Source organism: Roseomonas sp. KE0001 (genome assembly GCF_016107285.1).
In the GTDB taxonomy this organism is placed as follows: Bacteria; Pseudomonadota; Alphaproteobacteria; order Acetobacterales; family Acetobacteraceae; genus Pseudoroseomonas.
Window position 1 is genome coordinate 590,250 of the sequence record NZ_RCVQ01000001.1, and the last position, 26,192, is coordinate 616,441.

The 26,192-nt window shown below is 71.2% G+C and carries 22 protein-coding genes and 1 tRNA gene; 15 read left to right on the plus strand and 8 right to left on the minus strand.

Features of this window, described 5'->3' with window-relative positions; translation table 11 throughout:
• The first annotated feature begins 59 nt into the window (after positions 1 to 59).
• The 4 genes from D9598_RS02750 (at position 60) to D9598_RS02765 (ending at position 4,949) form a co-directional block, all read left to right on the plus strand.
• Positions 60 to 1,034, plus strand: a complete 975-nt coding sequence (locus D9598_RS02750) for a Gfo/Idh/MocA family protein (protein WP_198364851.1) — start codon at positions 60 to 62, stop codon at positions 1,032 to 1,034.
• Between the two features lie 482 nt (positions 1,035 to 1,516).
• On the plus strand, positions 1,517 to 1,918 hold the full coding sequence (locus D9598_RS02755; protein WP_198364852.1) for a MarR family transcriptional regulator: 402 nt from the start codon (positions 1,517 to 1,519) through the stop codon (positions 1,916 to 1,918).
• Positions 1,919 to 2,103: 185 nt separating this feature from the next.
• On the plus strand, positions 2,104 to 4,452 hold the full coding sequence (locus D9598_RS02760) for a xanthine dehydrogenase family protein molybdopterin-binding subunit (RefSeq protein WP_198364853.1): 2,349 nt from the start codon (positions 2,104 to 2,106) through the stop codon (positions 4,450 to 4,452).
• Between the two features lie 32 nt (positions 4,453 to 4,484).
• On the plus strand, positions 4,485 to 4,949 hold the full coding sequence (locus D9598_RS02765; RefSeq protein ID WP_198364854.1) for a heme-binding protein: 465 nt from the start codon (positions 4,485 to 4,487) through the stop codon (positions 4,947 to 4,949).
• Positions 4,950 to 5,010: 61 nt separating this feature from the next.
• On the opposite strand, the gene D9598_RS02770 is transcribed toward D9598_RS02765, so the two are convergent.
• The 4 genes from D9598_RS02770 to D9598_RS02785 form a co-directional block, all read right to left on the minus strand.
• On the minus strand, positions 5,011 to 5,346 hold the full coding sequence (locus tag D9598_RS02770; RefSeq protein ID WP_198364855.1) for an NIPSNAP family protein: 336 nt from the start codon (positions 5,344 to 5,346) through the stop codon (positions 5,011 to 5,013).
• Between the two features lie 45 nt (positions 5,347 to 5,391).
• A complete protein-coding gene (locus D9598_RS02775) occupies positions 5,392 to 6,627 on the minus strand; it encodes an MFS transporter (RefSeq protein WP_198364856.1) in 1,236 nt (411 codons plus the stop codon).
• Between the two features lie 79 nt (positions 6,628 to 6,706).
• Positions 6,707 to 7,180, minus strand: a complete 474-nt coding sequence (locus D9598_RS02780) for a peroxiredoxin (protein WP_198364857.1) — start codon at positions 7,178 to 7,180, stop codon at positions 6,707 to 6,709.
• Positions 7,177 to 10,125 (minus strand): bifunctional [glutamine synthetase] adenylyltransferase/[glutamine synthetase]-adenylyl-L-tyrosine phosphorylase, encoded by a 2,949-nt coding sequence (locus D9598_RS02785; protein WP_198364858.1) that lies wholly within the window; start codon positions 10,123 to 10,125, stop codon positions 7,177 to 7,179. The genes D9598_RS02780 and D9598_RS02785 overlap by 4 nt, the downstream gene beginning before the upstream one ends.
• Before the next feature lie 17 nt (positions 10,126 to 10,142).
• On the opposite strand from D9598_RS02785, the gene D9598_RS02790 reads away from it, so the two are divergent.
• On the plus strand, positions 10,143 to 13,367 hold the full coding sequence (locus D9598_RS02790; protein ID WP_198364859.1) for a DUF3971 domain-containing protein: 3,225 nt from the start codon (positions 10,143 to 10,145) through the stop codon (positions 13,365 to 13,367).
• Positions 13,368 to 13,387: 20 nt separating this feature from the next.
• Here D9598_RS02790 and tyrS read toward each other — a convergent pair whose 3' ends face one another.
• Positions 13,388 to 14,614: a tyrosine--tRNA ligase gene (tyrS, locus tag D9598_RS02795; protein WP_198364860.1), complete on the minus strand. Its 1,227-nt coding sequence runs from the start codon at positions 14,612 to 14,614 to the stop codon at positions 13,388 to 13,390.
• Between the two features lie 71 nt (positions 14,615 to 14,685).
• On the opposite strand from tyrS, the gene D9598_RS02800 reads away from it, so the two are divergent.
• On the plus strand, positions 14,686 to 15,774 hold the full coding sequence (locus D9598_RS02800; RefSeq protein WP_198365015.1) for an anhydro-N-acetylmuramic acid kinase: 1,089 nt from the start codon (positions 14,686 to 14,688) through the stop codon (positions 15,772 to 15,774).
• Between the two features lie 60 nt (positions 15,775 to 15,834).
• Here D9598_RS02800 and D9598_RS02805 read toward each other — a convergent pair whose 3' ends face one another.
• Positions 15,835 to 16,503 (minus strand): alpha/beta hydrolase, encoded by a 669-nt coding sequence (locus tag D9598_RS02805; RefSeq protein WP_198364861.1) that lies wholly within the window; start codon positions 16,501 to 16,503, stop codon positions 15,835 to 15,837.
• Positions 16,504 to 16,886: 383 nt separating this feature from the next.
• On the opposite strand from D9598_RS02805, the gene D9598_RS02810 reads away from it, so the two are divergent.
• The 8 genes from D9598_RS02810 (at position 16,887) to D9598_RS02845 (ending at position 23,465) form a co-directional block, all read left to right on the plus strand.
• A complete protein-coding gene (locus tag D9598_RS02810) occupies positions 16,887 to 17,387 on the plus strand; it encodes an Rrf2 family transcriptional regulator (protein WP_198364862.1) in 501 nt (166 codons plus the stop codon).
• 6 nt (positions 17,388 to 17,393) lie between these two features.
• Positions 17,394 to 18,479 carry a cysteine desulfurase family protein gene (locus tag D9598_RS02815; RefSeq protein WP_198364863.1) on the plus strand — a complete coding sequence of 362 codons (1,086 nt, stop codon included), beginning with the start codon at positions 17,394 to 17,396 and terminating at the stop codon, positions 18,477 to 18,479.
• A gap of 181 nt (positions 18,480 to 18,660) precedes the next feature.
• Positions 18,661 to 19,947, plus strand: coding sequence for an ArgE/DapE family deacylase (locus D9598_RS02820; RefSeq protein ID WP_198364864.1), 1,287 nt, complete (start codon positions 18,661 to 18,663; stop codon positions 19,945 to 19,947).
• Positions 19,948 to 20,044: 97 nt separating this feature from the next.
• Entirely contained in the window at positions 20,045 to 21,232 is a 1,188-nt protein-coding gene (locus tag D9598_RS02825) for a cysteine desulfurase family protein (protein WP_198364865.1), read from the plus strand.
• A 10-nt stretch (positions 21,233 to 21,242) separates the two neighbouring features.
• The gene (locus tag D9598_RS02830) at positions 21,243 to 21,569 is read left to right on the plus strand and encodes a ferredoxin family 2Fe-2S iron-sulfur cluster binding protein (protein WP_198364866.1); all 327 of its coding nucleotides are present in this window, start codon (positions 21,243 to 21,245) and stop codon (positions 21,567 to 21,569) included.
• Between the two features lie 8 nt (positions 21,570 to 21,577).
• Entirely contained in the window at positions 21,578 to 22,264 is a 687-nt protein-coding gene (locus D9598_RS02835) for a TenA family protein (protein ID WP_198364867.1), read from the plus strand.
• A complete protein-coding gene (gene mnmA, locus D9598_RS02840; protein ID WP_198364868.1) occupies positions 22,261 to 23,367 on the plus strand; it encodes a tRNA 2-thiouridine(34) synthase MnmA in 1,107 nt (368 codons plus the stop codon). The genes D9598_RS02835 and mnmA overlap by 4 nt, the downstream gene beginning before the upstream one ends.
• Positions 23,368 to 23,388: 21 nt before the next feature.
• A tRNA-Met gene (locus tag D9598_RS02845) sits at positions 23,389 to 23,465 on the plus strand.
• Here the strand turns inward: D9598_RS02845 and D9598_RS02850 are convergent.
• Together D9598_RS02850 and D9598_RS02855 are read right to left on the minus strand one after the other, a co-directional pair.
• Entirely contained in the window at positions 23,444 to 23,830 is a 387-nt protein-coding gene (locus D9598_RS02850; protein WP_232476812.1) for a DUF6525 family protein, read from the minus strand. The genes D9598_RS02845 and D9598_RS02850 overlap by 22 nt on opposite strands.
• A 69-nt stretch (positions 23,831 to 23,899) precedes the next feature.
• A complete protein-coding gene (locus D9598_RS02855; RefSeq protein WP_198364869.1) occupies positions 23,900 to 25,144 on the minus strand; it encodes a Zn-dependent hydrolase in 1,245 nt (414 codons plus the stop codon).
• Positions 25,145 to 25,214: 70 nt separating this feature from the next.
• Here D9598_RS02855 and D9598_RS02860 point away from each other — a divergent pair, with 70 nt between their 5' ends.
• Positions 25,215 to 26,168, plus strand: a complete 954-nt coding sequence (locus tag D9598_RS02860; RefSeq protein ID WP_198364870.1) for a DMT family transporter — start codon at positions 25,215 to 25,217, stop codon at positions 26,166 to 26,168.
• The last annotated feature ends 24 nt before the right edge of the window (positions 26,169 to 26,192 follow it).

A 26,192-nucleotide genomic window follows, 5' to 3' on the forward strand; every position in this document is an offset into this window, starting at 1 on the left:
GTGGGCGGCAAGCGTCAGCATTACTGTCCCGCCCCTTTCAGGGAGCTCGCCGCGACGTCATGGGCGCCATCACACTGGGTATCGTCGGTTTCGGGGTTATGGGCGAGCGCCTGGCGGGAGCGGCCCTGTCGCATCCCGATATCCGGATCGCGGGCGGCTGGGACCCCTCGCCGCGGGCGACCGCGCGCTGGAGGGAGGTGACGGGGGCAGCCCCCTTCCTCCCCGATGCCGATGCGGTGATCGAGGCCTGTGACGTTCTCTATATCGCGACACCGCCGGCCGCGCATATTCCGCTCGCGCGCCGCGCCTTCAAGGCCGGGAAGGCCGTGTTCCTGGAGAAGCCGCTGGCCACCGACCTCGACGAGGCCGCGGCCTTCGTCGCCGAGGCCGAGGAAGGCCGGGCCCGGGCGGCCGTCAACTTCCCCATGGCGTCCTCTCCCGCCGTCGAGCAGGTGAGTCGCTGGCGCCAGGATGGTCATGTCGGCGCGCCCCTGCGGCTCGACATCGTGACGGACTTCGCCCGCTGGCCGCGCCATTGGCAGGCTGCCGCGGCGCCCTGGCTGGCGCGGCGGCAGGAGGGAGGCTTCACGCGGGAGGTGCTGTCCCACTTCCTGTTTCTTGCACTGCGGCAACTCGGCCCTCTCGCTGTCGTTTCGGCAGCGGTAGCATACGGAGATGACGATGCCGCGGAGACCGCCATGGCCGCCGAATTGCGGGCCGGGGAGATCCCTCTCTCCGTCTCGGGCACGGTCGGCCGGATCGCGGAGGACGAGCAGCATTCCTGGACCTTGAGCGGCGAGGCCGGCGCCATCCGCCTTCGGAACTGGTCCCTGGCGGAACGTCTCCAGGATAGGAGCTGGCAACCCGCCGCGGAAGCGCTGTCCAACGCGGAAATGCGACCGCTGGTCCTGCAACGGCAACTGAGCAAGCTGCGGGCGCTCGTCGAAGGCAAGCCGCAGGATCTCGCCACCCTGCGCGAGGCGTTCGAAGTACAGGCGATTGTCGAGCGGATACTGCGAAATGGAGCCATGTGAACCGGAGCCGGGTAACAGTCAATATTTACAATCGGAAAGAAGATTCTTCGGGCCGGGACCGACGGCATGGAAAGTAGGACAGCATGCTGCTTCCATGAGGATGACGACAACGCCGCATGGAGATCGGCAGACTGCTGTGCTCCACTGGAAGCGAGCGGCGAAGTCCTGATCCGACTCCCTTATCGTAATGATTTCTGAGGGGCGGTTACGTTTCGTCGCTGGACAGTTTGGTTGCCAATATTATTAGATGGACGCGTCGAATGGGCTTTCGATTCCCGTCCTCCGAGCGAGGCGCCGCGCCGCGACGTCTGGCTCCACGAGCAACGGAGAAGAGGCATATCCCGCTGACCGAGACAGGCACCGTTATGGATCTGCCCGGTAGGATTTTTTCACATTCGAGACGACGACACTGCGCGCGAACCGCCGATTTCACATAAAAGTGATGTGGCGGTCCAGTCAGCCAAAAGAAGGAGAAGTGGAACATGGCAGTTCAGAATGCCCCGGAGCAGCTTTTAGGCATCCTGCGGGATACTGTCGTGTCTCTGGTGCGCAGGGACGGTCATGACCTGTCCGCCCGCCAGCTTGGCGTTTTCCTGACCGTCTATCTCTCTGACAATCCGCATACCGTCCGTGGGCTGGCCGCGACCCTCAACGTGTCGAAACCGGCGATCACCCGCGCCCTCGACCGCCTGGGCGAACTCGATCTCGCGCGCCGCAAGACCGATCCGCAGGATCGCCGCAGCGTGTTGATCCAGCGCACCGTCAAGGGTGCCGCCTTCCTGCGGGAGTTGCGAGGCATGATGGTCGAGGCCGACTCCACGGCCCGGACCCTGACCCCCTCCAAGCCGGCCAATTCGGAAGAGCTCGCCCGTAAGGCGGTGTGATGCCAAAATGAGATATACAATCCAGGGTTGTATTCTGATCCTGGATTATCGCGCCGGGATGGGGATGCCGGGGTCGATCGTCCCGCCCGCACCCCGGCGTGCATTATCCTGCCTTCCGAGGCTCGCGCTGTGGCCCGGATGCTTTTAGGCTCCCTGGCTCCCCGCCCTGCCACGGAGCACTCTGCATGCCGGATTCCCTTCCGCTTTCCCCTTCCGGAATGAAGTTCGGCGTCGGACAGGCGGTGCCGCGGAACGAGGACCCGGTCCTGCTGCGGGGCGAAGGCCGGTATACCGACGATCTGCAGCGGCCGGGCCAGCTCTGGTGCGTCATGGTCCGCAGCCCCTACGCGCACGGCGTGCTGCGTGGGCTGGATGTGGAGGCTGCCCTGGCCACGCCGGGTGTGGTGGCGGTGTATACCGGGCGGGACCTTCAGGCCGCCGGCTTCGGCACGATGCGCTGCACCCTGCCATTGCCCGGCCTGATCAATGTCGAGCGCCCCGCCCTGGCGCTGGATCGTGTCCGCTTCGTGGGCGATCCCATCGCCTGCGTGATCGGCGAGACCCGGGACGCGGCGCGGGACGGCGCCGAGGCGGTGCTGCCGGACATCGACACCCTGCCCGCCGTCACCGAGGCCGCCGCCGCCCCGGAGGCACCGCAGCTCTACGAGCATGTGCCGGGCAACCAGGTTCTCGACTTCCATTTCGGCGACAGGGAAAAGGTGGAGGCGGCCTTCGCGGGCGCTGCGCATGTCACGCGTCTGCATCTGCGCAACAACCGCATCGTGGTCTGTGCGATGGAGCCGCGCAGCGCCATCGGCGAATACGACGAGGCGACCGGCCGGTACACCCTGCATGTCGGCAGCCAAGGCGTCTTCGGCCTGCGCAACCAGATGGCCAACGACCTCCTGAAGGTGCCGACGGAGAAGCTGCGCATCCTGACCGGCAATGTCGGCGGCAGCTTCGGCATGAAGGCCTCCGCCTATCCGGAATATGTCTGCCTGCTGCATGCGGCGCGGCAGCTGGGCCGGCCGGTGAAGTGGACCGATGAGCGCACCGGCAGCTTCCTGTCGGATTGCCACGGCCGGGATCATGAGGTCAGCGCCGAGCTGGCGCTGGATGCCGAGGGCCGCTTCCAGGCGGTGCGCCTGACCACCTTCGCGAATATGGGCGGCTATCTGAGCACCGTCGGCCCGCTGATGGGCACGATGAACTTCGTGCGCAACATCCAGAGCAATTACGCGACGCCGCTGATCGAGGTGGCGACACGCTGCCTGCTGACCAATACCACGCCCGTCTCGGCCTATCGCGGCGCCGGCCGCCCGGAAGGCAACTACTTCATGGAGCGGCTGATCGAGACGGCCGCGGCGGAGATGGGCATCGATGCCATCGAGCTGCGCCGCCGCAACCATATCCGGCCCGAGCAACTGCCCTACAAGGCGGCCTCCGGCTCCAGCTACGACAGCGGCGAGTATACCGCCGTCCTCGACAAGGCGCTGCGGGAAGCGGACTGGGAAGGTTTCGCGGCGCGCAAGGCGGCGAGCGCGGCGCGCGGGCTGCTGCGCGGGCGCGGCATCGGCAACTTCCTCGAATGCACGGCGCCGCCGGCCAAGGAGATGGGTGGCATCCGCTTCGAGGCCGACGGCACCGTCACCATCATCACCGGCACCCTGGACTACGGCCAGGGCCATTGGACGCCCTTCGCCCAGGTGCTGTACCAGGCGCTCGGCATCCCCTTCGAGCGTATCCGGCTGCTGCAGGGCGATTCGGATGAGCTGATCGCGGGCGGCGGCACCGGCGGCTCGAAATCGCTCATGGCGTCCGGCGCGGCGATCATCGAGGCCTCGGCCAAGGTGGTCGAGAAGGCGCGCCGCGCCGCCGCGCATCTGCTCGAGGCGGCCGAGGCCGATATCGAGTTCGAGCCCCATGCCGAGGGCGGCGCGCGCCTGCTGATCGCCGGCACCGACCGTGGCATCAGCCTCATCGACCTGGCCGCGCGCCTGCGGGAAGGCGTTGCCCTGCCGGAGGATGTGCCCGGAAGCCTCGATGTGAGGCATGTCTTCGAGGAGGCGCCGATGGCCTATCCGAATGGCTGCCACATCGCCGAGGTGGAGGTGGACCCCGAGACGGGCATGGTGCGGATCGACCGCTATGTCACCGTCAACGATTTCGGCGTGGTGGTGAATCCGCTGCTGGTCGAGGGGCAGGCGCATGGCGGCATCGCCCAGGGCATCGGCCAGGCGCTGATGGAACGGACCGCCTATAGCGAGGACGGACAGCTGCTCTCCGGCTCCTACTCGGATTACGCCGTGCCCCGCGCGGGCGATCTGCCGAGCTTCGCCTTCCACAGCCATGCGGTGCCGGCCAAGACCAACCCGCTGGGCGCCAAGGGCTGTGGCGAGGCCGGCTGTGCCGGTTCGCTGCCGGCGGTGATGAATGCGCTGGTGGATGCCTTGTCGGAGCGCGGCGTGCGCCATATCGACATGCCGGCCACGCCCGAGGTGGTGTGGCGCGCGCTCCAGGAAGCGGCGGCCTGATACGCCGCCGCGCAACACGTGGAAGGTAGGACATGCCCAATCCCCCGACCGGCTTCGCGCCCGGCATCGCGCTCGACGTCGCCTCGCGCATCGGCGAGGCGGCGCTGGCCAAGGGCCGCGCCCTCGGCCTCGCGCCCCTCACGGTGGTGGTGCTGGATCAGGCCGCGCAGCTGAAGCTCCTGCTGCGGGAGGATGGCGCCAGCCTGCTGCGCCCCGATATCGCCGCGGGCAAGGCCTTCGGTGCCATGGCGCTGGGCTTCGGCGGGCGCGAGCTGGCGCGCCGCTCGGCCAAGATGCCGGGCTTCATGAACGCCTTCTCCGACCTGTGCGGTGGCCGTGCGGTGCCGGTGCCGGGGGGCGTGCTGGTGCGCGATGCCGGGGGGACGGTCCTCGGCGCGGTCGGCATTTCCGGCGATGCCTCGGACAAGGACGAGGTCTGCGCCGTGGCGGGCATCGAGGCGGCCGGCCTCATCGCCGACACCGGCGACCCGGAGTAACGCGCGCCCCGGCCGCCAGAGGCGGCCGGGACCTCAGCCGCGGCGCGCCAGGCGCCCGGCTTCAGGCGCCCTGCCGCAGGGGCGCGGGCGCGAAGGCCACCGGCGTCATCAGCCGGTTCTCCTGGCTCACCAGATAGCCCGCCTCGGCGCTGAGGCGCAGGTAGTTGATCCAGTCGGGGTCCGCCTGCATGGCCGCGCGCTTTGCCGCGCGATCGGCGGCGTCGGCATAGGCCCAGATGTGGACATAGGTGTTCACATTGCCCGTCTCCGTCGTCAGATAGGCGACGGGCATGCCGAGATGCCGGGTCTGCGCGGCCCAGCCGTGCTTCTCATAGATCTCGAGATGCTTCTTCAGCGTGCCGGGCCGGCAGACATAGGTGCGGTGGTCGAGGAGCATTCTCGCGGTTCTCCGGAAGCGTAAGTGAAGAGGGGCCTGGCGTCCTCAGGCCGGCCGCGCGAGCGGCTGGACGGCATCCCGCACCGGCAGGTGCACCAGCGCGGCGAAGACGCCGGCCAGGATGCTGATGATCCACATCAGGTCATAGCTGCCCGTCCGGTCGAAGATCACCCCGCCCAGCCATGCGCCGGTGAAGCCGCCCAGCTGGTGGCCGAGGAAGACGAGGCCGAAGATCGTGGCCAGCCAGCGCGTGCCGAAGTTGCGGGCGCAGAGGGCGACGGTGGGCGGCACGGTGGACAGCCAGAGCAGGCCCATGAGGGCGGAGAAGACCAGGATGGTGCCGGTGGTCTTGGGGGCCATGAAGAACACCACCATCAGCGCGGCGCGCGCGCCGTAGATGCCCACCAGCAACTCCCGCCGCCGCCATCTCTGTGTCAGCTCGCCCGAGATCAGGGAGCCGGCGATGTTGAACAGCCCGATCAGGCTCAGCGCGCCGGCGCCGACATAGAGCGGCAGGTGGCAGCTGGCCACGAAGCCCGGCAGATGCACGGTGAGGAAGCTGACGTGCAGCCCGCAGACGAAGAAGCCGCTGAACAGGCACCAGAAGGAGGTGCTGGCGAAGGCGCGGCGCAGGGCGCGGCCGGCGCCTTCCTCCTCGGCGGCCAGGGCGGCCTGCGGCCTCGCCTGCGGGCTGTCCCGCAGCGGCAGGGCCAGCGGCACCATCGCCAGCGAGACGGCGGCCATGACCAGCAGCGCCGTCTGCCAGCCCAGGCTGGCGATGCCGACACCCGCCAGCGGCACCACCAGGAACTGGCCGAAGGAGGAGCCGGCGGTGCCGAGGCCGGTGGCGCGGCCGCGGTGCTGCTCGGGCAGCAGCCGGGTGAGGCTGGCCATGATGACCGGCATCCCCGCGGCCGAGACGGCGATGCCCATGATCAGGCCGGCGAAGACGGTGAAGAGCGGCATGCCGTCCGAGAGCGCCATGCCGAGGAGGCCGATCGTGTAGAGCAGCGCGCCGCCCATCACCACCACACGGCCGCCGAAACGGTCGGCCAGCTGGCCGCAGAGCGGCTGCGACAGGCCGTTGACCAGCACCTGGACCGCGATGGCCAAGGCGAAGCCGCTGGCGGTCCAGCCATGCGCCGCCGTCATCGGCGCGAGGAAGAGCCCGAAGGATTGCCGCAGCCCCATGGCCAGGGCGGCGGCCAGCACGGCGCAGAAGATCAGCGCGGGGACGGGGGAGGGGCGGAGGTCCTGGCCGGGCCCCGGCTGTGTCGGCATGGTTGTCCTTCCTCCCTCGCGGGCCAGCATGAACGGGGCGCCGCGCGGCGACAAGAGGCACGTCCGGCGGCGCCGGGCATCAGGGGCGTGGCAGGGCGGCGGCCGCCTCCAGCACCGCCCGGGCATGGCCCGGCACCTTCACCTTGCGCCAGATCCGCGCGATCCGCCCCCCGGCGTCGATGAGGAAGGTGGCGCGATCCATTCCCATGTACCTGCGGCCGTACATGGACTTCTCGATCCAGGTTCCATAGGCGACGGCCGCCTGCTTCTCCGCATCCGAGGCGAGAGGGAAGCTCAGCCCGTACTTCTGGGCGAATTTCTCGATGGGCGGCATGGGATCGGGCGAGACGCCGATCACCTCGAGCCCGCCGCGCTCCAGCGCCGGCAGGGCCTCCTGGAAATCGCAGGCCTGGCGCGTGCAGCCCGAGGTGTCGGCCTTGGGATAGAAGTAGAGCACGAAGGGCCTGCCCCGCATGGCGGCCAGGGAAACGGTCCGTCCGCCACTCGCCGGCAGGGTGAAATCCGGCGCCGGCAGACCTTCCTCGACACTCATCCCGATTCTCCGGTGAGCCGGCCCAGGCGGCGCTCGAAGATGGCCCGCACCTGCCCGGCGTGATCCTGCATCATGTGGCGTAACGCCGGCAGGTCAATCGCGCCCCTGCCGAGCAGCGGCGTGGTGGCGTGCAGCAGGGCCGCGGCCGTCGGCGTCGGCAGTTCCGCCTGGCGCCAGCGCCCGACGGTGAGGCGGAGCAGACCCAGGATGGTGCGCCACAGGCGATCCGCGGCGATCAGCCGCTCCGCCTCCTCCGCCGGCAGCAGGCGGGCCCGGGCGAGGCGGGACAGCGCCTCGACGGTGGTGGGGGAGAGGATGCGCGGATGCTGCGCGGCATGCGCCAGTTGCAGCGCCTGGGCGATGAACTCGACCTCGATCAGGCCGCCGGCCATGGCCTTGACGTCCCAGGGCCCATCGGCGGGCAGATCGCGCAGCATGCGGCGGCGCATGGCCACCGCGTCGGCGATGGCGGCATCCCCCGCATGGGCCAGCACCGCCTGCCGGATCGCCCCGCCGATGCGCCGCCGCAGCGCCACGGGCCCGGCGACGCAACGTGCCCGGGTGAGCGCCATGCGCTCCCAGGTCCAGGCGCTCTCGTCGTGGTAGCGGCGGAAGCTCGACAGCGAGGTGGCGACCGGCCCCTTGTTGCCCGAGGGCCGCAGCCGCATGTCCACCTCATAGAGCTTGCCCTCCGCGCCGGGCGCGGTGACGGCCGCGATGACCTGCTGCGCCAGCCGGCTGAAATAGGTGCTGGCCGGCAGGGAACGGGCGGCGCCGGTGCTGCCCTCGGCCTTTTCCGGATGATCGTAGATCAGCAGCAGGTCGAGGTCGGAGGCCGGCAGCATTTCCCGCCCGCCCAGCTTGCCGAGGGCGACCACCGCCAGGGAACCGCCGCGGACGCGGCCGAAGCGCGCCGAGAAATCCGCCACGACATGCGGCAGCAGGGAGGAGATGGCGGCCTCCGCCAGATCGCTGCGGGCGCGCCCGGCGTCGTCCGCGCCGATGGCGCCTTCCAGGGCGGCGGCGTCGATCTCGAACTTGCCTTCCGTCACCAGGCGCCGGGCGCCGTCCAGCGCCTCCTCGACGTGCCGCGCCCCGCCCACCAGCCCCGGCAGCATCGCCGCCGCGCCGCCCGGCCCGCCGCCGCCCAGCAGGCCCTCCAGGGAGGAGGGCGTATAGGCCAGGTGGTCCCCGAGGGCGGGGGCCGCGCCGAGGATGCCGGCGATGCGCTCCAGGAGCGCCGGGTTGCGCTGGAACAGCGACAGCATGTGCACCCCGGCCGTCATGCGCGAGAGCACCATGTCGAAGCGCGAGAGCACCGCGTCGGGCTCGCGCTGCGCCGCGACGGCGTTCACCAGGCCCGGCAGCATGCTCGTCAGCAGTTCCCGCGCGCGCTCGCTGCGGGTCGCGCGCGGGCGTCCGAGATGCCAGGCCCGCAGGGTCGCCGCCGCCTTGGCGGGGTCGGAGAAACCGAGTTCCTCCAGGGCATGCAGGGTTTGCGCATCCTCCGGGCCGGCGGTGAAGTCCGGGCCCGCCGCCGCCTCGGCCCGTGGCAGGCTCGGCCGCCGGTCCTCGAACATCTCGGCATAGACATGTTCGACGCCGCGCAGGTGATCGATCAGCGCGGCGCGGAAGGCGTCGGCATCGGGGAAGCCCATGAAGCTGGCGATGCGCGCCAGATTCTCCTCATCCTCCGGCAGCCGCTGGGTCTGCCGGTCGGCCACCATCTGCAGCCGGTGCTCGACATTGCGCAGGAAGACATAGGCATCGGCCAGGCGGGAGGCCGCCCGCCGGTCGATCTTGCCGGCCATCGTCAGGGCGGCGAGGGCACCGAGCGTCGTCGGATCGCGCAGGCCGGGATCGCGGCCGGCCCAGATCAGCTGCAGAACCTGGGCGATGAACTCGATCTCGCGGATGCCGCCGCGGCCCAGCTTCACGTCATGCCCGGCGACCTGCACCTCGGCATGCGCGCCGCGCCCCGCATGGGCGGCGTGGATCTGGCGCTTGATGCCGTGGATATCGGCGATCATCGCGAAATCGAGGTGGCGGCGCCAGACGAAGGGGCGGATCTCGGCCAGGAAGGCCTCGCCCAGCGCGCGATCCCCGCCGACGGGCCGGGCCTTGATCATCGCCGCCCGTTCCCAGTTCTGGCCCATCGATTCGTAGTAGGTGATGGCGGTCGGGATGCTGACCGCGAGCGGCGTGGCCGCCGGGTCGGGGCGCAGGCGAAGGTCGGTGCGGAACACATAGCCTCCCGCCGTCCGCTCCTCCATCAGCGTCACGAGATCACGCGCGATGCGCACGTATAGGGCGCCGGCGCGTTCCTCGTGATAGGCTGCGGCCGTCGGCTCGTAGAGCACCATCAGGTCGATATCGGAGGAATAGTTGAGTTCACGCCCCCCCAGCTTGCCCATGCCGAGGATGACGAGGCCTGAACCGCGCGCGACCTCCCTCGGCTCGTGGCGGCGGGCGCGGGGCAGGCGCAGTTCCTGGCGGGCGGCGGCCTCGCGCAGCAGATGGGCGCAGGCGTAATCGATGGCCGCCTCGGCCAGGTCGGAGAGCGCGCCCGTCACCTTGTCGAGCGGCCAGAAGCCCGTGAGGTCGGCCGCCGCGATGACCAGCGCGGCCTGGCGCTTGGCCTGTCGCAGCTGCGCCGAAACGGTGGCCCGCGTCGCGGACGGATCGGCGCGGCGCAGGGGCAGGAGAGCGTGGGCCAGGGCGTTGTCCGGCCCGTCGCGGCCGAATCTGAGCAGGATATCGCTCTCGCGCTCCGCGAGGTCGGCGAGATAGGGGCTGTGGCCTCCCAGCGCCGCCAGCAGGGCGCGGCCGGAGCCGGAGCCGGCGTAGTCACTCTCCGCGGCGCCACGCGCGGCGAAGGCCTCGGTCAGTGCCTCCGCGGCTGGCTTGTCGAAGGCGGGCGGCAGCAGGCTGGATGTCTGGGACATGATGCGGAAGCCAATCCATGCGCCCGCTGACCGGTCAAGTGCTGCGTTGCGGCGGCCTCCTCCTGCGCCTGCTGATGGCTGTCGCGCTGCTCGCCGGGCTGGGGACGGCGGCGCTGGGATGGCGCCTTTCACAGGGGCCGCTGCACCTGCCGGCCCTGGCGCGGGCGCTGGAGCGCGCCGTGCCGCCGCCGGCCGAGGGGCAGACACTGAGCATCGGCGACGCGGCCATCGCCTGGCACGGCTTCCGCGAGGACCGGCAGGCGCCGCTGCAGCTGCGGCTCACGTCGGTCCAGCTGCGCGATGCCGCGGGCTCGGTGCGGCAGGAACTGCCGGATGCGACGGTGAGCCTGGCCCTGGGCGAACTCCTGCGCGGCCGGCTGTCGCTGTTCCGCATCGCCATCCAGGCGCCCAGCATCGTGCTGGAGCGCGACGAGACGGGCGGTATCGCCCTCGCCATGGGACGGCTGCGGCAGGAGGATCCTCAGCCCGCGGAAGCCACGCCGCCGGCAGCGGCGGATGCCTCCGGGGGCGGCCTGCTCGGCGATCTTCTCGATTCCCCGCGGCACGGAGAGCGGGAGACCTGGCTCGGCGCGCTCAGGGAAGTCGATATCCAGGAGGGGCGCCTGACCATCCTGGACCGTCAGCTCGGCCTCGTCTGGCGGCTGGAACAGGTGGACCTGGCGCTGCGGCGCGGGGCCGCCGGGCGCATGACCCTCGGTGGTACGGCCGCCCTGCGCCTGCCGGGCCAGGGGCAGGGCATGGAGGTCCAGCTGAATGGCGCGGTGGAGGGGGCGGAGCCGACGCTCTCCGGCGAGATCCTGATCCCGAGGCTGGAACCGGCCCGACTGGCCGGGCTGATCCCAGCCCTGGCGCCGCTGGCGCTCTTCGATGCGCCCCTCGCCGTCAGCCTGTCCGGCCGTTTCGATGGCGGCGCGCGCGGCGCCGAGCCGCAGCTGCGTCTCCAGGTCGACAGTGAGGGCGGGCGCTTCACCGCGCAGAAGCTCCGCGTTGGCTTCGCCAGCCTGCATCTGGAGGCGACCGGGTCGCCGACGGCGCTTCGGCTGGAGAAGCTGCGCCTGGTCCCCGCCGCGGCGGACCCCGGCGCCGCCCGCGCCAGGGGGCGGCCGCCGGTGCTCGAGGCCAGCGGTGAGGCCCGTCTGCAGGACGCGGCCTGGATTGGCTCGCTGATCTTCGGCCTCGACGCGGTGCCGGCGGCGGATCTGGGCGACTACTGGCCCGCGGGGCTGGCCGACGGCGCGCGCAAATGGCTGGTGGAGAATCTCACCGGGGGCGAGCTGCGCGACGGACGCTTCACCCTGCGGGCCGAGGCGGGCGCCGACCTGTCCGGCCTGCGCGTCACCCGGCTCGATGGCACGATGCAGTTGCAGCGCGGCAGGGTCCACTGGCTGCGGCCCATTCCGCCGCTGGAGGAGGTGGAGGCGCGCGCCGAGTTCGGCCTCGACGAGATCCGCATCCAGCTGGCGGGCGCTCGACAATCCGGCACCGCCCTGAGCAGCCCGGGCGCCACCATTCGCCTGCTCAATCTGGACGCCGGCCAGGAACAGGCCGAGATCGAGGCGCAGCTGCGGGGCCCCGTGCCGGATATCGTCGCGCTGATTCGCCATCCCCGCCTCAAGCTGTTCGAGAACCGGCCGCTGGACCTGAAGCAGCCCGGCGGTCAGGTGGAGGGCATGCTGCGACTCGGCCTGCCTCTCCTGGCGGACATTCCGAACGAGGCATTGCGCGTGCAGGCGCAGATGCGCATCACCCAGATGCGGCTGTCGGACGTGCTCATGGGCAAGCGGCTGGAGCGCGGTACGGCCGAGCTGACCGTCGACACGTCGCGGCTGAAGGCCAGCGGAGAGGCGCAGCTCGCCGGCATCCCGACACAGCTGAGCCTCGAGATGGACTTCCGGCCCGGCAATGCCGCGCAGGTGGTCGAGCGCTACCGCGCGGAGGCCCGGCCGGATGCCAGCCGCATCGCCGAGTTCGGACTGGACCTCGAGGGCTTCGTCAGCGGCCCGGTGGGCATCCGCGCCCTGGTGGAGCGCCGGCGCAGCGGCGAGAGCCGCGTCAGTATCGATGCCAATCTGCGCGACAGTCGCATGACCCTGTCGCCCTTCGCCTGGCAGAAGGCGCCGGGCACGCCGGCGGCGGCGCAGGCCGAGCTGGTGGTGGATCACGAGAACCTGCGGGCGGTGGACCGGTTCCAGGTCGAGGCACCGCAGCTTCGGGCCAGGGGCAAAGTCGGCTTCTCCGCCGGCAACCGGCTGGAGCGGGTCGATATCGCCGAGGCCCGGGTGCAGGACAGCCGCTTCACGGCCGAGGCGAGGCCGCCGGCGCAGGCGGGCGCGCCCTGGCGCTTCCGCGCCTCCGGCCCGGTGCTCGACCTCGGCGCCGCCCTGGCCGCCAATGCCGCGGCGGATGGCGGCGCGTCCGACACGCCCGCGACCGGACCCTCGGTCTCCGTGGAGGCGCAGTTCGACCGGGTGCTGCTGGGCGGCGGCCGCAGCCTGGCCGGCATTCAGGGCCGGGTGACGGCCGATCCGCGCGGCGTGCTGCGCGAGGCCCGCATCGCCGGCCAGGCCGGGCCGGGGGGGGCCTTCGATGTCACCGTGCTCCCCCAGGGCGGCGGCCGGAGCCTGCTGCTCAACGCCGCCGACGCGGGCGCATTGCTGCGGGCTTTCGACATCCTCGATCAGGTCGAGGGTGGCCGGCTCGCCGTGAACGCCCGATGGGACGGCAACAGGCCGGGCGCCACCCTGACCGGCACCGCCGAAATGGCGGATTTCTCGGTGCGCGAGGCCGAGGGGGTCGGCAAGCTGCTGCAGGCGCTGACGGTCTACGGCATGTTCGACGCGGTGCGCGGGCCGGGCCTGAGCTTCTCCCGCCTGGAAGCGCCCTTCCGCCTGACGCCGCGCAGCCTGATGGTGGATGAGGCGCGCGCCTTCTCGGCCTCCCTGGGTGTCACCGCGCGCGGCACCATTCCGCGCCAGGGCGGCGCGATCGACCTGGAGGGCACCATCGTGCCCGCCTATGTGCTGAACTCGCTGCTGGGGCAGATCCCGCTGCTGGGGCGGCTGTTCAGCCCGGAGCGCGGCGGCGGCCTGCTGGCCGCGACGTGGCAGATGCAGGGGCCGGTGCAGGACCCCTCGGTTTCGGTCAACCCGCTCGCGGCGCTGACGCCCGGCTTCCTGCGGGGCATCTTCGGCGGCGGCACGGCGGGCAACGCGCAGCGCTGACCGGCCGCGCGCCGGGCCGCTCAGCCCGGCGCGCGCACCAGGACGTGCCGCTTGCGGCCGGCGGACAGCTTGGCCGCGCCGTCCCGCAGATCCGCCTCCGTCACCACCAGGGCCTCGTCGGAAACCGGCGCGTCGTTCAGGCGCAGGCCATTCTGCCGGACGAGGCGGCGCGCTTCGCCCTTGCTCGCGGCCAGGCCCGCCTGCACCGCGAGGTCGATCAGGGCGGCCGGCAGGCTGGCGGTGATGCCGGGCAGGGTCGCGGCGGCCTCGCCCTCCTCGAAGGCGCGGCGCGCGGTCTCGGCCGCGGCCTCGGCGGCGGGGCGGCCGTGCAGCAGGGCCGTGGCCTCGGTGGCCAGGATCTTCTTGCCCTCATTGATCTCCGCCCCGCCCAGCGCGCCGAGGCGCCGGACCTCCGGCATCGGCAGCTCCGTAAACAGGCCGAGGAAGCGCCCGACATCCGCGTCCTCCGTGTTGCGCCAGAACTGCCAGTAGTCATAGGCCGGCAGGCGGTCGGGATTGAGCCAGACGGCGCCGCCCGCGGTCTTGCCCATCTTGGTGCCGGAGGCGGTGGTCAGCAGCGGGGTGGTCAGGCCGAAGACCTCGGCGGCGTCGATGCGCCGGTTCAGCTCGACGCCCATGACGATGTTGCCCCACTGGTCGGAGCCGCCCATCTGCAGCGCCACGCCATGGCGCCGGCGCAGCTCCAGGAAGTCGTAGGACTGCAGCAGCATGTAGTTGAATTCGAGGAAGGAGAGCGGCTGCTCGCGCTCCAGCCGCAGGCGGACGCTGTCCATGGTCAGCATGCGGTTGACGCTGAAGTGGCGGCCGACGTCGCGCAGGAACGGGATGTAGAGCAGGCTGTCGAGCCAGCGCGCATTGTCCAGCATGATGGCGTCGGACGGCCCCTCGCCGAAGCGGAGAAAGGCGTCGAAGGTCTTGCGGATGCCGGCCTTGTTGGTCTCGATCTGCGCGTCCGACAGCAGGGGGCGCGCATCGTCGCGGAAGGAAGGATCGCCGATGCGGGTGGTGCCGCCGCCGAGCAGCGCCACGGGACGGTGGCCCATCCGCTGCAGCAGGCGCAGCATCATGATGGACAGCAGATGGCCGACATGCAGGCTGTCCGCGGTGCAGTCGAAGCCGACATAGGCGGAGAGGGGCCCCTGCTGCATGCGCGCGGCGAGCGCCGCCTCGTCCGTCACCTGGTGGATGTAGCCGCGCTCGCGCGCGGCCTGCAGGAACTCGTCCATCGTCGCTCTTGTCCGTTCTGACCGCCCGGGGGCTTCCGCCCGGGCCCCGGCCCTAGCACAGTGCGGCCATGCTGCGAACCATCGGGCTGATGAGCGGCACCTCGCTGGATGGCGTGGATGCGGCGTGGATCGAGACGGACGGGGAGAGGATCGGGCGATTCGGGCCGAGCCTGACCCTGCCCTATGCGCCGGAACTGCGGCGGGATCTGCGCCGCCTGCTGGACCTGGCGGGGAGTATCGCGGCGGACGACCCCTTCCTCGCCGCCTGCGTCCGGCGCCTGACGGAGCGCCATGCCGAGGCGGTCCGGCGGCTCGGGACGGGGGCGGAGCTGATCGGGTTTCATGGCCAGACCATCCTGCACCGGCCGGTGGCGGGACGGCCGGGGGAGGGGCGCACCTGGCAGATCGGCGATGCCGCCCTGCTGGCCCGGCTGACGGGAACGCGGGTCGCGCATGACTTCCGCTCCGCCGATGTGGCGGCGGGCGGGCAGGGCGCGCCGCTGGTGCCGGTGGTGCATGCCGCCCTCGCGGCGGAACTGCCGAAGCCGGTGGCCATCCTGAACCTGGGCGGCGTCGGCAACGTGACCTGGATCGGCCGCGATGGCCGGCTGATCGCCTTCGACACCGGGCCGGCCAATGCGCCGCTAGATGACTGGATGCGGCAGAGGGCCGGGGTGGATTTCGACCGGGATGGAGCGCTGGCTCTCTCGGGACGGCCCGAGGCGCGGGTTCTGGCGGAGCTGATGGCGCACCCCTACTTCGCGGCGCCGCCGCCCAAGTCGCTCGACCGCCTCGACTTCCATCACGCCCTGGAACGGGCGGGGCTGGCCGGGCTGGCGCCGGCGGAGGGTGCCGCGACCCTGGTGGAATTCGTCGCCCTGTCGGTGGCGGCCGCGGCGGCCCACTGTCCCGAGGCGCCGCACCGGTGGCTGGTGACGGGCGGCGGCCGTCGCAACGGCGCCATCATGCAGGCGCTCGCGCGTGTTCTGGCCGCGCCGGTGCAGGCGGTGGAGACGGTCGGTTGGGATGGCGATGCCCTGGAGGCACAGGCCTTCGGCGTCCTCGCCGCGCGGGTCCTGCGGGGCCTGCCGCTGACCTTCCCGGGCACCACCGGAGCGTCCGCGCCCCTCCGCGGCGGCCGGCTGACCGCCCCGCCATAGGAAAGGGGCCTGAGGACAGTCCCCAGGCCCCTTTCGCGGCCATCCGATGGAGGCCGGCGGTCAGTCCGCGGCCATCGCCATGCGGGCCCGGTTGAGCATGGTCCGCACATGATCCTCGGCGGCATCGGCGACACGCGCCGTCTGGTCGGCGGTGAAGACGTGGCCGGCGCCTTCCTGGACGCGGTAGTCGATCTGGATGCCGCGCTGCGTGTTGAGCTTGTCGACCAGCTTGCGGACGGAATTCTCCGGCACCAGCTCGTCCTCGGCGCCATGCAGGATGAGCCCGGAGCATGGACAAGGGGCGAGGAAGCCGAAATCGTAGTGGCTGGCCGGCGCGGCAATGGAGACGAAGCCGCCGATCTCCGGACGACGCATCAGCAGCTGCATGCCGACATAGGAGCCGAAGGAATAGCCGGCGACCCAGAGCATGGAGGCATTGGGATTGACCGCCTGCAGGAAGTCCAGCGCGGCCGCGGCATCGGAAATCTCGCCGATGCCGCCATCGTAGCGGCCCTGGCTGCGGCCGACGCCCCGGAAATTAAAGCGGAGAGTGGAAAACCCCATGTCCTGGAAGCGTGTGTACAGCGCGTGGACCACCCGGTTGTTCATCGTCCCGCCATGCAGCGGGTGGGGATGAAGCACCAATGCCACGGGGGCATTGGGCTGTTTCGCGTGGTGGTAACGACCCTCAAGCCGGCCATCCGGCCCGGCGAACATGACCTCGGGCATCGTCCCCTTGCATCCAGTACGGTGGGCGCGGCAGCGCCCGGTTGGGAAACCATGGCCGCTCCGGCGGACTTCCATCCGCCCGAACGCACGAAGACATTCATCGGGGTCCGATGCGGCAACGGCTTCGCCATGCGGCGCGATTGACGCGCCAGCCCATGGCCAATAGCCTTCCGCACCCGCAGCGAGACGAGGCGCCGGCTCCCCCAACTTATGGCGTCGTCATCGCGGGGCAGGCTTCCGCTCCCCGCGACACGGACAATATTATACGCAGCCGCTCCGGGGTTTCACAACGGAAACAGGCATGGCCCCTTTGCCGCAATCTTTTGTCATGGGCGAAAGAGGCTGGGCACGCCCGCTGGCCGGGACAGGGAGAGAAGTGAATTATGCGCCTGTCTACAAGGGGACGTTACGCGGTGATGGCGATGGCGGAGCTCGCCATTCGTATGCGAGACCGTGAATTGTCCAAGGTCAGCCATGCGGTGACGACGGGGGAGGAAGAGGCCTGCCTGACGGAGCCGCCGGTCAGTCTCTCCGATATCGCCCAGGCGCAGCAACTTTCCGTTGCATATCTGGAACAGCTCTTCGCCCGGATGCGGCGCGCCGGTCTGGTGGCCTCGGCGCGGGGGGCCGGCGGAGGCTATCGCCTGTCCCGCCCGGCGGCGCGGATTTCCATCGGCGCCATCATCGCCGCCGTCGAGGAGCCCATCAGCGCCACCCGGTGTGAAGTGGGTGGAACGGGCTGCGTCGCCGGCCGGAAGTGCCTGACGCATGACCTCTGGCACGAGCTGGGCGAGCAGATCCGCCTCTTCCTGACCGAGACCAGCCTCGCCGATGTCATCGAGGGCCGCGTCCGCGGCCGCGCCGCGCCGCCCCTGGCGTTGTAGCCCGCCATGCCGGTCTATCTCGATGCGAATGCGACGGAGCCGCTGCGCCCCCAGGCGCGCGATGCCATGATCGCCGCCCTGGAGCTTCCCGGAAACCCGTCCTCCATCCATGCCGACGGCCGTGCCGCCCGGCGCCTGCTGGAGGAGGGGCGGCGCCGCGTGGCCGAGCGGCTCGACGCGCGGCCCCAGGACCTTGTCTTCACCTCCGGCGCGACCGAGGCCAATGCCCTGGCCATCCTGGGTCTGGGCCGGGGGCGTCGCATTCTCGCAGGCGGCACGGAGCATCCCTCCGTGCTGCGGGCCGCGCCCGGCATCGGGATCCTGCCCGTGCAGGGAGATGGCCGCATCGCCCTCGATGCTCTCGAGCGCGCCTTGCGGGAGGGCGGGGCCGCCCTGGTCTGCCTGATGGCCGCGAACAACGAGACGGGCGTGCTGCACCCGATCGACGCCGCGCTGCGGCTCTGCCGCCAGCATGGCGCGCTGCTGCATGTCGATGCGGTCCAGGCCGTCGGGCGGATCGCGCTGACCGTGGCGGAGATGGGCGCCGATTCCCTGGCGATCTCCGCCCACAAGCTGGGCGGTCCCAAGGGCGCCGGGGCACTTCTGCTGCGGCCTGGCCTCGACCTCGCCGCCATGCTGCCCGGAGGGGGGCAGGAGCGGGGGCGCCGTGGTGGTACCGAGGCGGTTCCGGCCATCGCCGGCTTCGCCGCCGCCATGGCGGCCTTCGACCTTTCCGCCGCCGCCCGCCTGCGGGCGTTGCGGGACCGGATCGAGCGGGAATGCGGGACCGATGTCATCGGTGCCGACGCGCCACGCCTGCCGAACACCACCTGCCTCCTGCTGCGCGGCGTGCCCGCCGAGACCCAGGTGATCGCGCTCGACCTCGCCGGCTTCCGGGTCTCGGCCGGCTCCGCCTGCTCCTCTGGCAAGGTGGGGCCCAGCCCGGTGCTGCTGGCCATGGGACTGGGCGCCGACGCCGCCTGCGCCATCCGGGTCTCCCTGCCCTGGAATGCCAGTGACGAGGATGTGGACCGCTTCATCCCCGCCTACCGCGCGATGCGCGACCGGCTGCGGGCCTCCCGCTCCGCCTGAGGTTCCGGTATCCGGCAGTATCGCGATGCGCGCGGGCCGCGTGGTTCACCCGCCCCGGCCGCCGGGCGAACGGCTTGCGGTGCAGGCGCTTCCGCCTCCGGCATGGTGGCCATCGCCGGCGGCACTAGCCTGCACTTCGGAAACCGCCGCATCCTCGCCATCCGCGATCGGAGAACCCTTCATGACCAGCGCCACCCTGCTCGACCGCCTGAGAAAGGCCGTGGACGACCGTTTCGAGGAGGAGGTCGGCTTCCTGTCCGATCTCGTCCGCTTCCCCAGCCTGCGCGGGCGCGAGGCGCCGCTGCAGGACTGGATGGCGCGCCAGATGGCGGCGCGGGGCTATGCGGTGGACCGCTTCACCATCGCGGAGACGCCCCTGGCGAGCCATGAGAAGGCGAGCCCGATGATCGAGGTGGATCCGGCGGGTTCGGTGCAGGTGGTCGCCGCCTGCCGGGCGGAGAATCCCACCGGCCGCAGCCTGATCCTGCAGGGTCATATCGATGTCGTGCCCGAGGGCCCGCTCGAGATGTGGACGCATCCTCCCTATGCCGGTGTGGTGCAGGATGGCTGGCTCTACGGGCGCGGCGCCAATGACATGAAGGCCGGCGTGGCGGCGATGATCTTCGCCATGGACGCCCTGCGCGCAGCGGGCCTGAAGCCGGCGGCCGATGTCTACCTGCAGACGGTCACCGAGGAGGAAAGCACCGGCAACGGCGCCCTGGCGACACTGGCGCGCGGCTATCGCGCCGATGCCGTGCTGATTCCCGAGCCGACCGGACACAGCATCACGCGCGCCCATACCGGCACGCTGTGGTTCCGCCTCCGGGTGCGCGGCGTGCCGGTGCATGTCGCGGTGGCGCAGGATGGCAGCAACGCCATCCTCTCCGCCATGAAGCTGATCCAGGCGCTGCAGGAACACACCAGGCTGCAGAACGTGGCGGCGCGGGAGGACCGCTGGTACGCCGGCACGCCCGATCCGATCAAGTTCAACCCCGGCATCATCCGCGGCGGCGACTGGGCCAGCTCGACGCCCTCCTGGTGCGAGGTGGACTGCCGCATCGGCCTGCTGCCCGGCACGGACGTGAAGCAGGCCATGGCGGCGGTGGAGCGCTGCGTCAGCGAGGCGCGGGCGGGCGACAACTTCCTGGCCAACAATCCGCCCGAGGTCATCTGGCACGGCTTCCAGGCGGACGGCTTCGTGCTGGAGCCCGGTTCGGAGGCCGAGAAGGTCCTGGCGGAGGCGCACCGCCAGGTGCATGGCGAGGAGATGCCGGCGCGCATCACCACCGCCGTCAACGACACCCGGTTCTACGGCCTCTACTACGACATTCCGGCGCTCTGCTACGGCCCCTCGGGCGAGGGCAACCACGGCTTCGACGAGCGCACCAACCTGGAGAGCCTGCGCCAGACCACGCTCTCCATCGCCACCTTCATCGCCAGCTGGTGCGGCGTTCGCGAGGCGGACTGACCGGTCCCGCGGCCATGGCCCGACCTGGGCTCATGGCCGCCATTCCCGGGGCAGCGAAAGCTTCCGATCCGGCGGGGTCGGCCCCATACTTTTGGCCATGCTGGCCGAGACCCCGCCGATCTATCTCGACAATCACGCGACGACGCCCGTGGACCCGCGGGTGCTCGCCGCCATGCGCCCCTGGTGGGAGGAGAACTTCGCCAATCCCGCCAGCGTCGAACACGCCCCGGGGCGGGCCGCCGAGGCGGCGGTCGAGGCGGCGCGGACCGAGGTCGCGGCGCTGATCGGTGCCGAGGCCCGCGAGATCGTCTTCACCTCCGGCGCGACCGAGGCGAACAACCTCGCCATCAAGGGCGCGGCCCGCTTCGCCCGGCGGCAGGGAAGCGGGCGGCGCCGGGTGATCACCCTGGCGACCGAGCACAAATGCGTCCTGGAAAGCGTGCGCGACCTGGCGGAGGAGGGCTTCGAGCCGGTGATCCTGCCGGTCGGCCACGACGGCCTGCTGGACCCGGCGCTGCTGGTCGAGGCGCTGCGCGTGCCGACGCTCCTGGTCTCCGTCATGGCGGTGAACAACGAGATCGGCGTCATCCAGGACCTCGCCGCCCTGGCGGCGCCGGTCAAGGCCGCCGGCGCGCTGCTGCACAGCGACGCGGCCCAGGCCGCGGGCCGCGTTCCCCTCGACCTCGGTGCCCTGCCGGTCGATCTGCTGTCCCTCTCGGGACACAAGATCTATGGCCCCAAGGGGGTGGGCGCCCTCTATGTCCGCCGCCGTCCCCGTGTCCGGCTGGAGCCGCTCTTCTCCGGCGGCGGGCAGGAGCGCGGGCTGCGCTCGGGAACCCTGCCGGCGCCCTTGCTGGTCGGCCTTGGCGAGGCGGCGCGGCTGGCGGGGGCCGATCGGGAGGCGGATGCGGAGAGGATCCGGACATGCCGCGACCGTCTGCTGGCCGCGCTCCGCGCCACGATCCCCGGGCTGCGGCTGAATGGTGACGCGGCGCGTCGCGTTCCCAGCAACCTCAGCCTGACCTTTCCCGGCGGCGCCTCCGCCCAGGCCATGCTGGCACGGCTTCAAGGGCTCTGCGTCTCCACCGGCTCCGCCTGCTCCTCGGCCGAGGTCGAGCCGTCCTATGTCCTGCGCGCCCTCGGACTGCCGGAGGCGGAAGCGCGCGCGACCTTGCGGATCGGCATTGGCCGCTTTACTTCGCCTGCCGATATGGACCGCGCGGCCGCCCTGCTGGCCGAGGCCTGGCGCGAAGCCCTTTCCGAAACACGAGACGCGGCGGAGTAGACAGACGGCGATGCCGAAAATGACCTTCATCGAGCGCGACGGGACGCGCCGCGAAGTCGAGGCCCCGCTCGGCCTGTCCGTCCTCGAGATCGCGCACCGGAACGACATCGACATCGAGGGCGCCTGCGAGGGCAGCCTGGCCTGTTCCACCTGCCATGTCATCGTCGATGCCGGCTGGTTCGAGAAGCTGGAGTCCCCCTCCGAGGACGAGGAGGACATGCTGGACCTCGCCTTCGACCTGCAGGAGACCTCCCGCCTGGGCTGCCAGCTGATCATGAGCGACGAGCTGGACGGGCTCGTGGTCAAGCTTCCGGCCGGCACGCGAAACGCCGGTTGAGTTCCGCCATGAAACCCAGTCTCGGACAGCCCGGCGGTCTCTATCGGCGCCTGCGCGGCGCGGCGGAGGCGCAGTGGAGCGCCTATTGCTGGCATCCCTTCGTGCAGGGGCTGGCCGAGGGCACGCTGCCGAAGGCCGCCTTTCAGCGCTATCTGGTGCAGGACTGGCTGTTCCTGGTGCAGTTCGCGCGCGCCAAGGCGCTGGCGGCCTTCAAGGCGGAGAGCCTCGACGCGCTGCGCAGCAAGGCCTCCGCCCTCAACGCCCTGCTCTCCGAGATGCAGATGCATTTCGCCTATTGCAGCGAATGGGGCCTGTCGGAGGCCGATGTGCTGGCCACGCCGGAGGCGGCCGAGACCGTCGCCTACACGCGCTGGGTGCTCGACCGCGGCATGGCAGGCGACATCCTCGACCTGGAGGTCGCGCTGGCACCCTGCACCATCGGCTATGGCGAGATCGCTCAGCGCATCCGGGCGCATCCCGGCCGGCTGCGCCAGGGCAATCCCTACGAAAGCTGGATCGAGACCTATTCCTCGCCGGGCTATCAGGCGCTGGCCAGCGACGCCGCCCTGCGCCTGGACAGGCTGGGCGTGAGCCATGGCGGCGAGGTCCGCTTCGCGACCCTCTCGGCCACCTTCACAGAGGCGGCGCGGCTGGAGGCGGCCTTCTGGCAGATGGGGCTGAACGCCGCGGCATGAGGATTCTCGTCGCCATGTCGGGGGGTGTGGATTCCTCCGTGGTCGCCGGCCTCCTGAAGGAACGGGGCCATGAGGTGATCGGCGCCACGCTGCAGCTTTACGACCATGGCGCCGCCGTCCAGAAGAAGGGCGCCTGCTGCGCCGGCCAGGACATCCACGACGCGCGCGACGTGGCGGACCGCCTCGGCATTCCGCATTATGTGCTGGACCGGGAGCAGCGCTTCAGGGACGCGGTGATCGAGGATTTCGCGGCCTCCTATGCCCGCGGCGAAACCCCCATCCCCTGCGTGCGCTGCAACCAGACGGTGAAGTTCCAGGACCTGCTCGTCCTGGCCCGTGACCTGGGCGCGGAGGCCCTGGCGACCGGCCATTACGTCCGCAGGGTGGAGGGGCCGGACGGCCCCGAGCTGCGCCGCGCCGCCGACGCCGCCCGCGACCAGTCCTACTTCCTCTTCGCCACGACACCGGAGCAGCTGGCCTTCAGCCGCTTCCCGCTCGGCGACTATGCCTCCAAGGCGGAGGTCCGGGCCGAGGCTCAGCGGCTCGGACTCGCGGTGGCGGAGAAGCCGGACAGCCAGGACATTTGCTTCGTGCCGCAGGGCCGTTACCATGAGCTGGTCGGCCGCCTGCGGCCGGAGGCCGGCGAGGCCGGGCGCATCGAGCACATCGATGGCCGCGTGCTGGGCAGCCACCAGGGTATCGGGCGCTATACCGTCGGGCAGGGGCGGGGGCTGGGCCAGGCCTCGCGGGATGGCGAGGAGCCGCTCTATGTCGCCGCCCTGGACGCGCCGCGCCGCCGGATCGTCGTCGCGCCGCGAGGCGAGCTGAGCACGCATGAGGTGACACTCGGGCAGGTGAACTGGCTGATTCCGCCACCCGAGGCACCGCTCGCCTGCCAGGTCAAGCTGCGCGCCCGCGAGATGCCGCAGCCGGCGGTGGCGAGCTGGGACGCGCGGGCCGGGTGCCTTCGCCTGCGGCTGGAGCAGCCGGCCATCGCCGCGCCGGGCCAGGGTGGCGTGCTCTATGCGGGGGAGCGGGTGCTCGGCGGCGGCTTCATCCTGCCCCGTCCCGAGGCGGTTGACAGCGCCGGCCGGGCCGCTTAAACGGCGCCTCCCAGACGGTGTGGCGGTGTAGCTCAGCTGGTTAGAGCACGGCACTCATAATGCCGGGGTCGGCGGTTCAAGTCCGCCCGCCGCTACCATCATCCCCGCCGGCATCCCCGCCGGTCAATCCCTTCATCATCGCGCCATAGCGCAGGATGCTGGCACCGGCGGCATGATGCGGCAAGGGCCGGCCATGCCGCGCCCGGTAGGCGGCATCGAAGGCCGCGCCTTCCAGGGTCTCGCAGTGATCCAGATGGCGCAGCAGCACGCGTTCGGCCCGCCGGGACGAGGCATGCCGGCGGCGCAGATAGCGCCAGAGCAGCAGCGCGTTCACGCTCCAGGCATCATAGGCATGCTCGCGCAGGCGCTGGCGTATGGCGGGCGGCAGGGCGTCGAAGGCCTCCCAGTCCGGGCCGGGATGGCGGAACCACATCTGGTCCCGCAGCGTGCGGTCATTGCTCATTTTGCTACGATATAACATAGCACAATGATGGCCAATAAAGACGGGAGGGCCCGCGCCCTCCCGCCTGCTTCAGAGCGCGCGGTTAGCGCGGGCCACCACGGCCTCGAACAGCACCTGGCAACCGGCCGCGGCCTCTTCCGGCAGGATGCTTTCCGCCTCGTTGTGCGAAAGCCCGTCCTTGCAGGGCGTGAAGATCATCGCCGTCGGCACGCTGCGGGCGACATAGACCGCGTCATGCCCCGCACCGGAGACGATCTCCCGCGTCGAATAGCCGAGCTTGGCCGCGCCCTGGCGCACCAGATCGACGCAGGACGGATCGAAGGGCTGGGCGGGGATGCGGAACAGCTCCGTCAGCTCCAGGGCGCAGCCATTCTCCTCCACCAGCCTGCGTGCCTCGGCGGGGAAGCTCTCCGCCAGGCCGTCGATCTCCGCGTCCACGGGGTGGCGGAACTCGACCGAGAAGCGCACCTCGCCGGGGACCACGTTGCGGCTGTTCGGCGACACCTGGAGGAAGCCCACCGTGCCACGGCCGTCCTCGCCGCGCGCGCGCATCAGCGCGTCGACCTTCTCGATGACGCGCGCCGCGGCGACCAGCGCGTCGCGCCGGGCGGAGGGGGGCGTGGTGCCGGCATGGGAATCCTGGCCGGTGATCGTGGCGTCGTACCAGACCTGCGCCTGGGCGCCGGTGACGACGCCGATCTGCCGGCCCTCCTTCTCCAGGATCGGGCCCTGCTCGATATGCAGCTCGAAATAGGCGTCGGCGGGGAAGGGGCGGGCGGGATGCTCGCCCTTGTAGCCGATGGCCTCCAGCGCCTCGCCGACCTTGACGCCTTCCACATCCTCCAGCGCATAGACCTTGTCGAGCGTATAGATGCCGGCCCAGACGCCGCTGCCCATCAGCGAATGGCCGAACCGGCTGCCCTCCTCATCGGTCCAGTTGACCAGCTCGATCGGCGCCTCGGTGACGATGTTGAGGTCCTTCAGGCTGCGCATCACCTCCAGCCCGGCGATGACGCCGAGCGCGCCGTCGAACTTGCCGCCCGAGGGCTGGCTGTCGAGATGGCTGCCCATGAGCACGGGCAGGCGGCTGCTGTCGCGCCCCTCGCGCCGGGCGAACATGTTGCCGATCGCGTCCACCCGGACCGTCAGGCCCAGCGCCTCGCACCATTCGGTGAAGCGCTGCCGGCCGGCCTTGTCCACCTCCGTCAGCGTCAGGCGCCGGACGCCGCCCTTCGCCGTGGCGCCGATGGTCGCCATGTCCATGAGGGTGTCCCAGAGACGCTTGGCGTCGATCCGCTGATTGGTGCCTGACATCGTGACCTCTCGCTGGTGCAGGGGGCTCATCTTGCCGGCTCGGCACACCTCTGCAAGCCTGCCCGGGCCAATGGTCCGGAGTCGCCGCCCGGAGACACCGCGCCGGGAGGACGGTCAGGGAGTTTCCGACATCTCCAGCCTCGCCGCAGCGCCATCCTCCGATCGGCGGACGGGCTTCGCCCTCCTCCTGGTCACCGCGACCGGATGGGGCTTCACCTGGCCGGTCCTGAAGACGGTGCTGCAGGACCTTCCGCCGCTGGCCGCACGCGGCAGTGCCGCGCTCCTGGCGGCGGCCGGCCTCGCCATCGCCGCGATGCTGATGCGCCTGCCGCTGCGGGTGCCGCGCGGCGAATGGTCCAGCCTGGCCCTGGCCGCCCTGCTCAACTTCAGCGCCTGGATGGGCCTCTCCACCCTCGGCCTGACCTGGCTCTCCTCGGGAGAGGGCGCCATCGTCTCGGCCACGCTGCCGGTCTGGACGACGCTCCTGGCCTGGCTGATGCTGGGGGAGAAGCCCGGCGCCGCGCAGACCCTGGCGCTGCCGCTCGGCCTGCTGGGAGTCGTGGTGCTGGTCGGCGGCCAGCCGCTGGGCCTGGGGCTCGGCAAGCTGCCCGGCGTGGCGCTGATCCTGGCCGCGGCGCTCTGCTTCGGGACCGGCGCCGTGATGAGCAAGCGCCGGCCGCTGCGGCTGCCGCCGCTGACCCAGGTCGTCTGGCAGGTCGGGCTGGGCTGTCTGCCGATCCTCGGCGCATCCTGGCTGGTGGAGAGGCCGGAATGGGGCCGGGTGTCCGTCCTGGGCTGGGCCGGCGTGATCTACATGGCCGTGCTGCCGCTTTCCGTCTGCTACATCACCTGGTTCGCCGCGCTGCGGCGCCTGCCGGCCGGCATCGCCGCCATGGGCACGCTGCTGGTGCCGGTGCTGGCGGTGCTGGCCGGGGTGCTGCTGCTGGGCGAGCCGCTCGGCTGGCAGCATGCCGTGGCGCTGGCGCTGATCCTGACCAGCATCCTGCTGGCCTCCCGCCGCTGAGTGGCGGCCCCGGCGCCGCCGGGC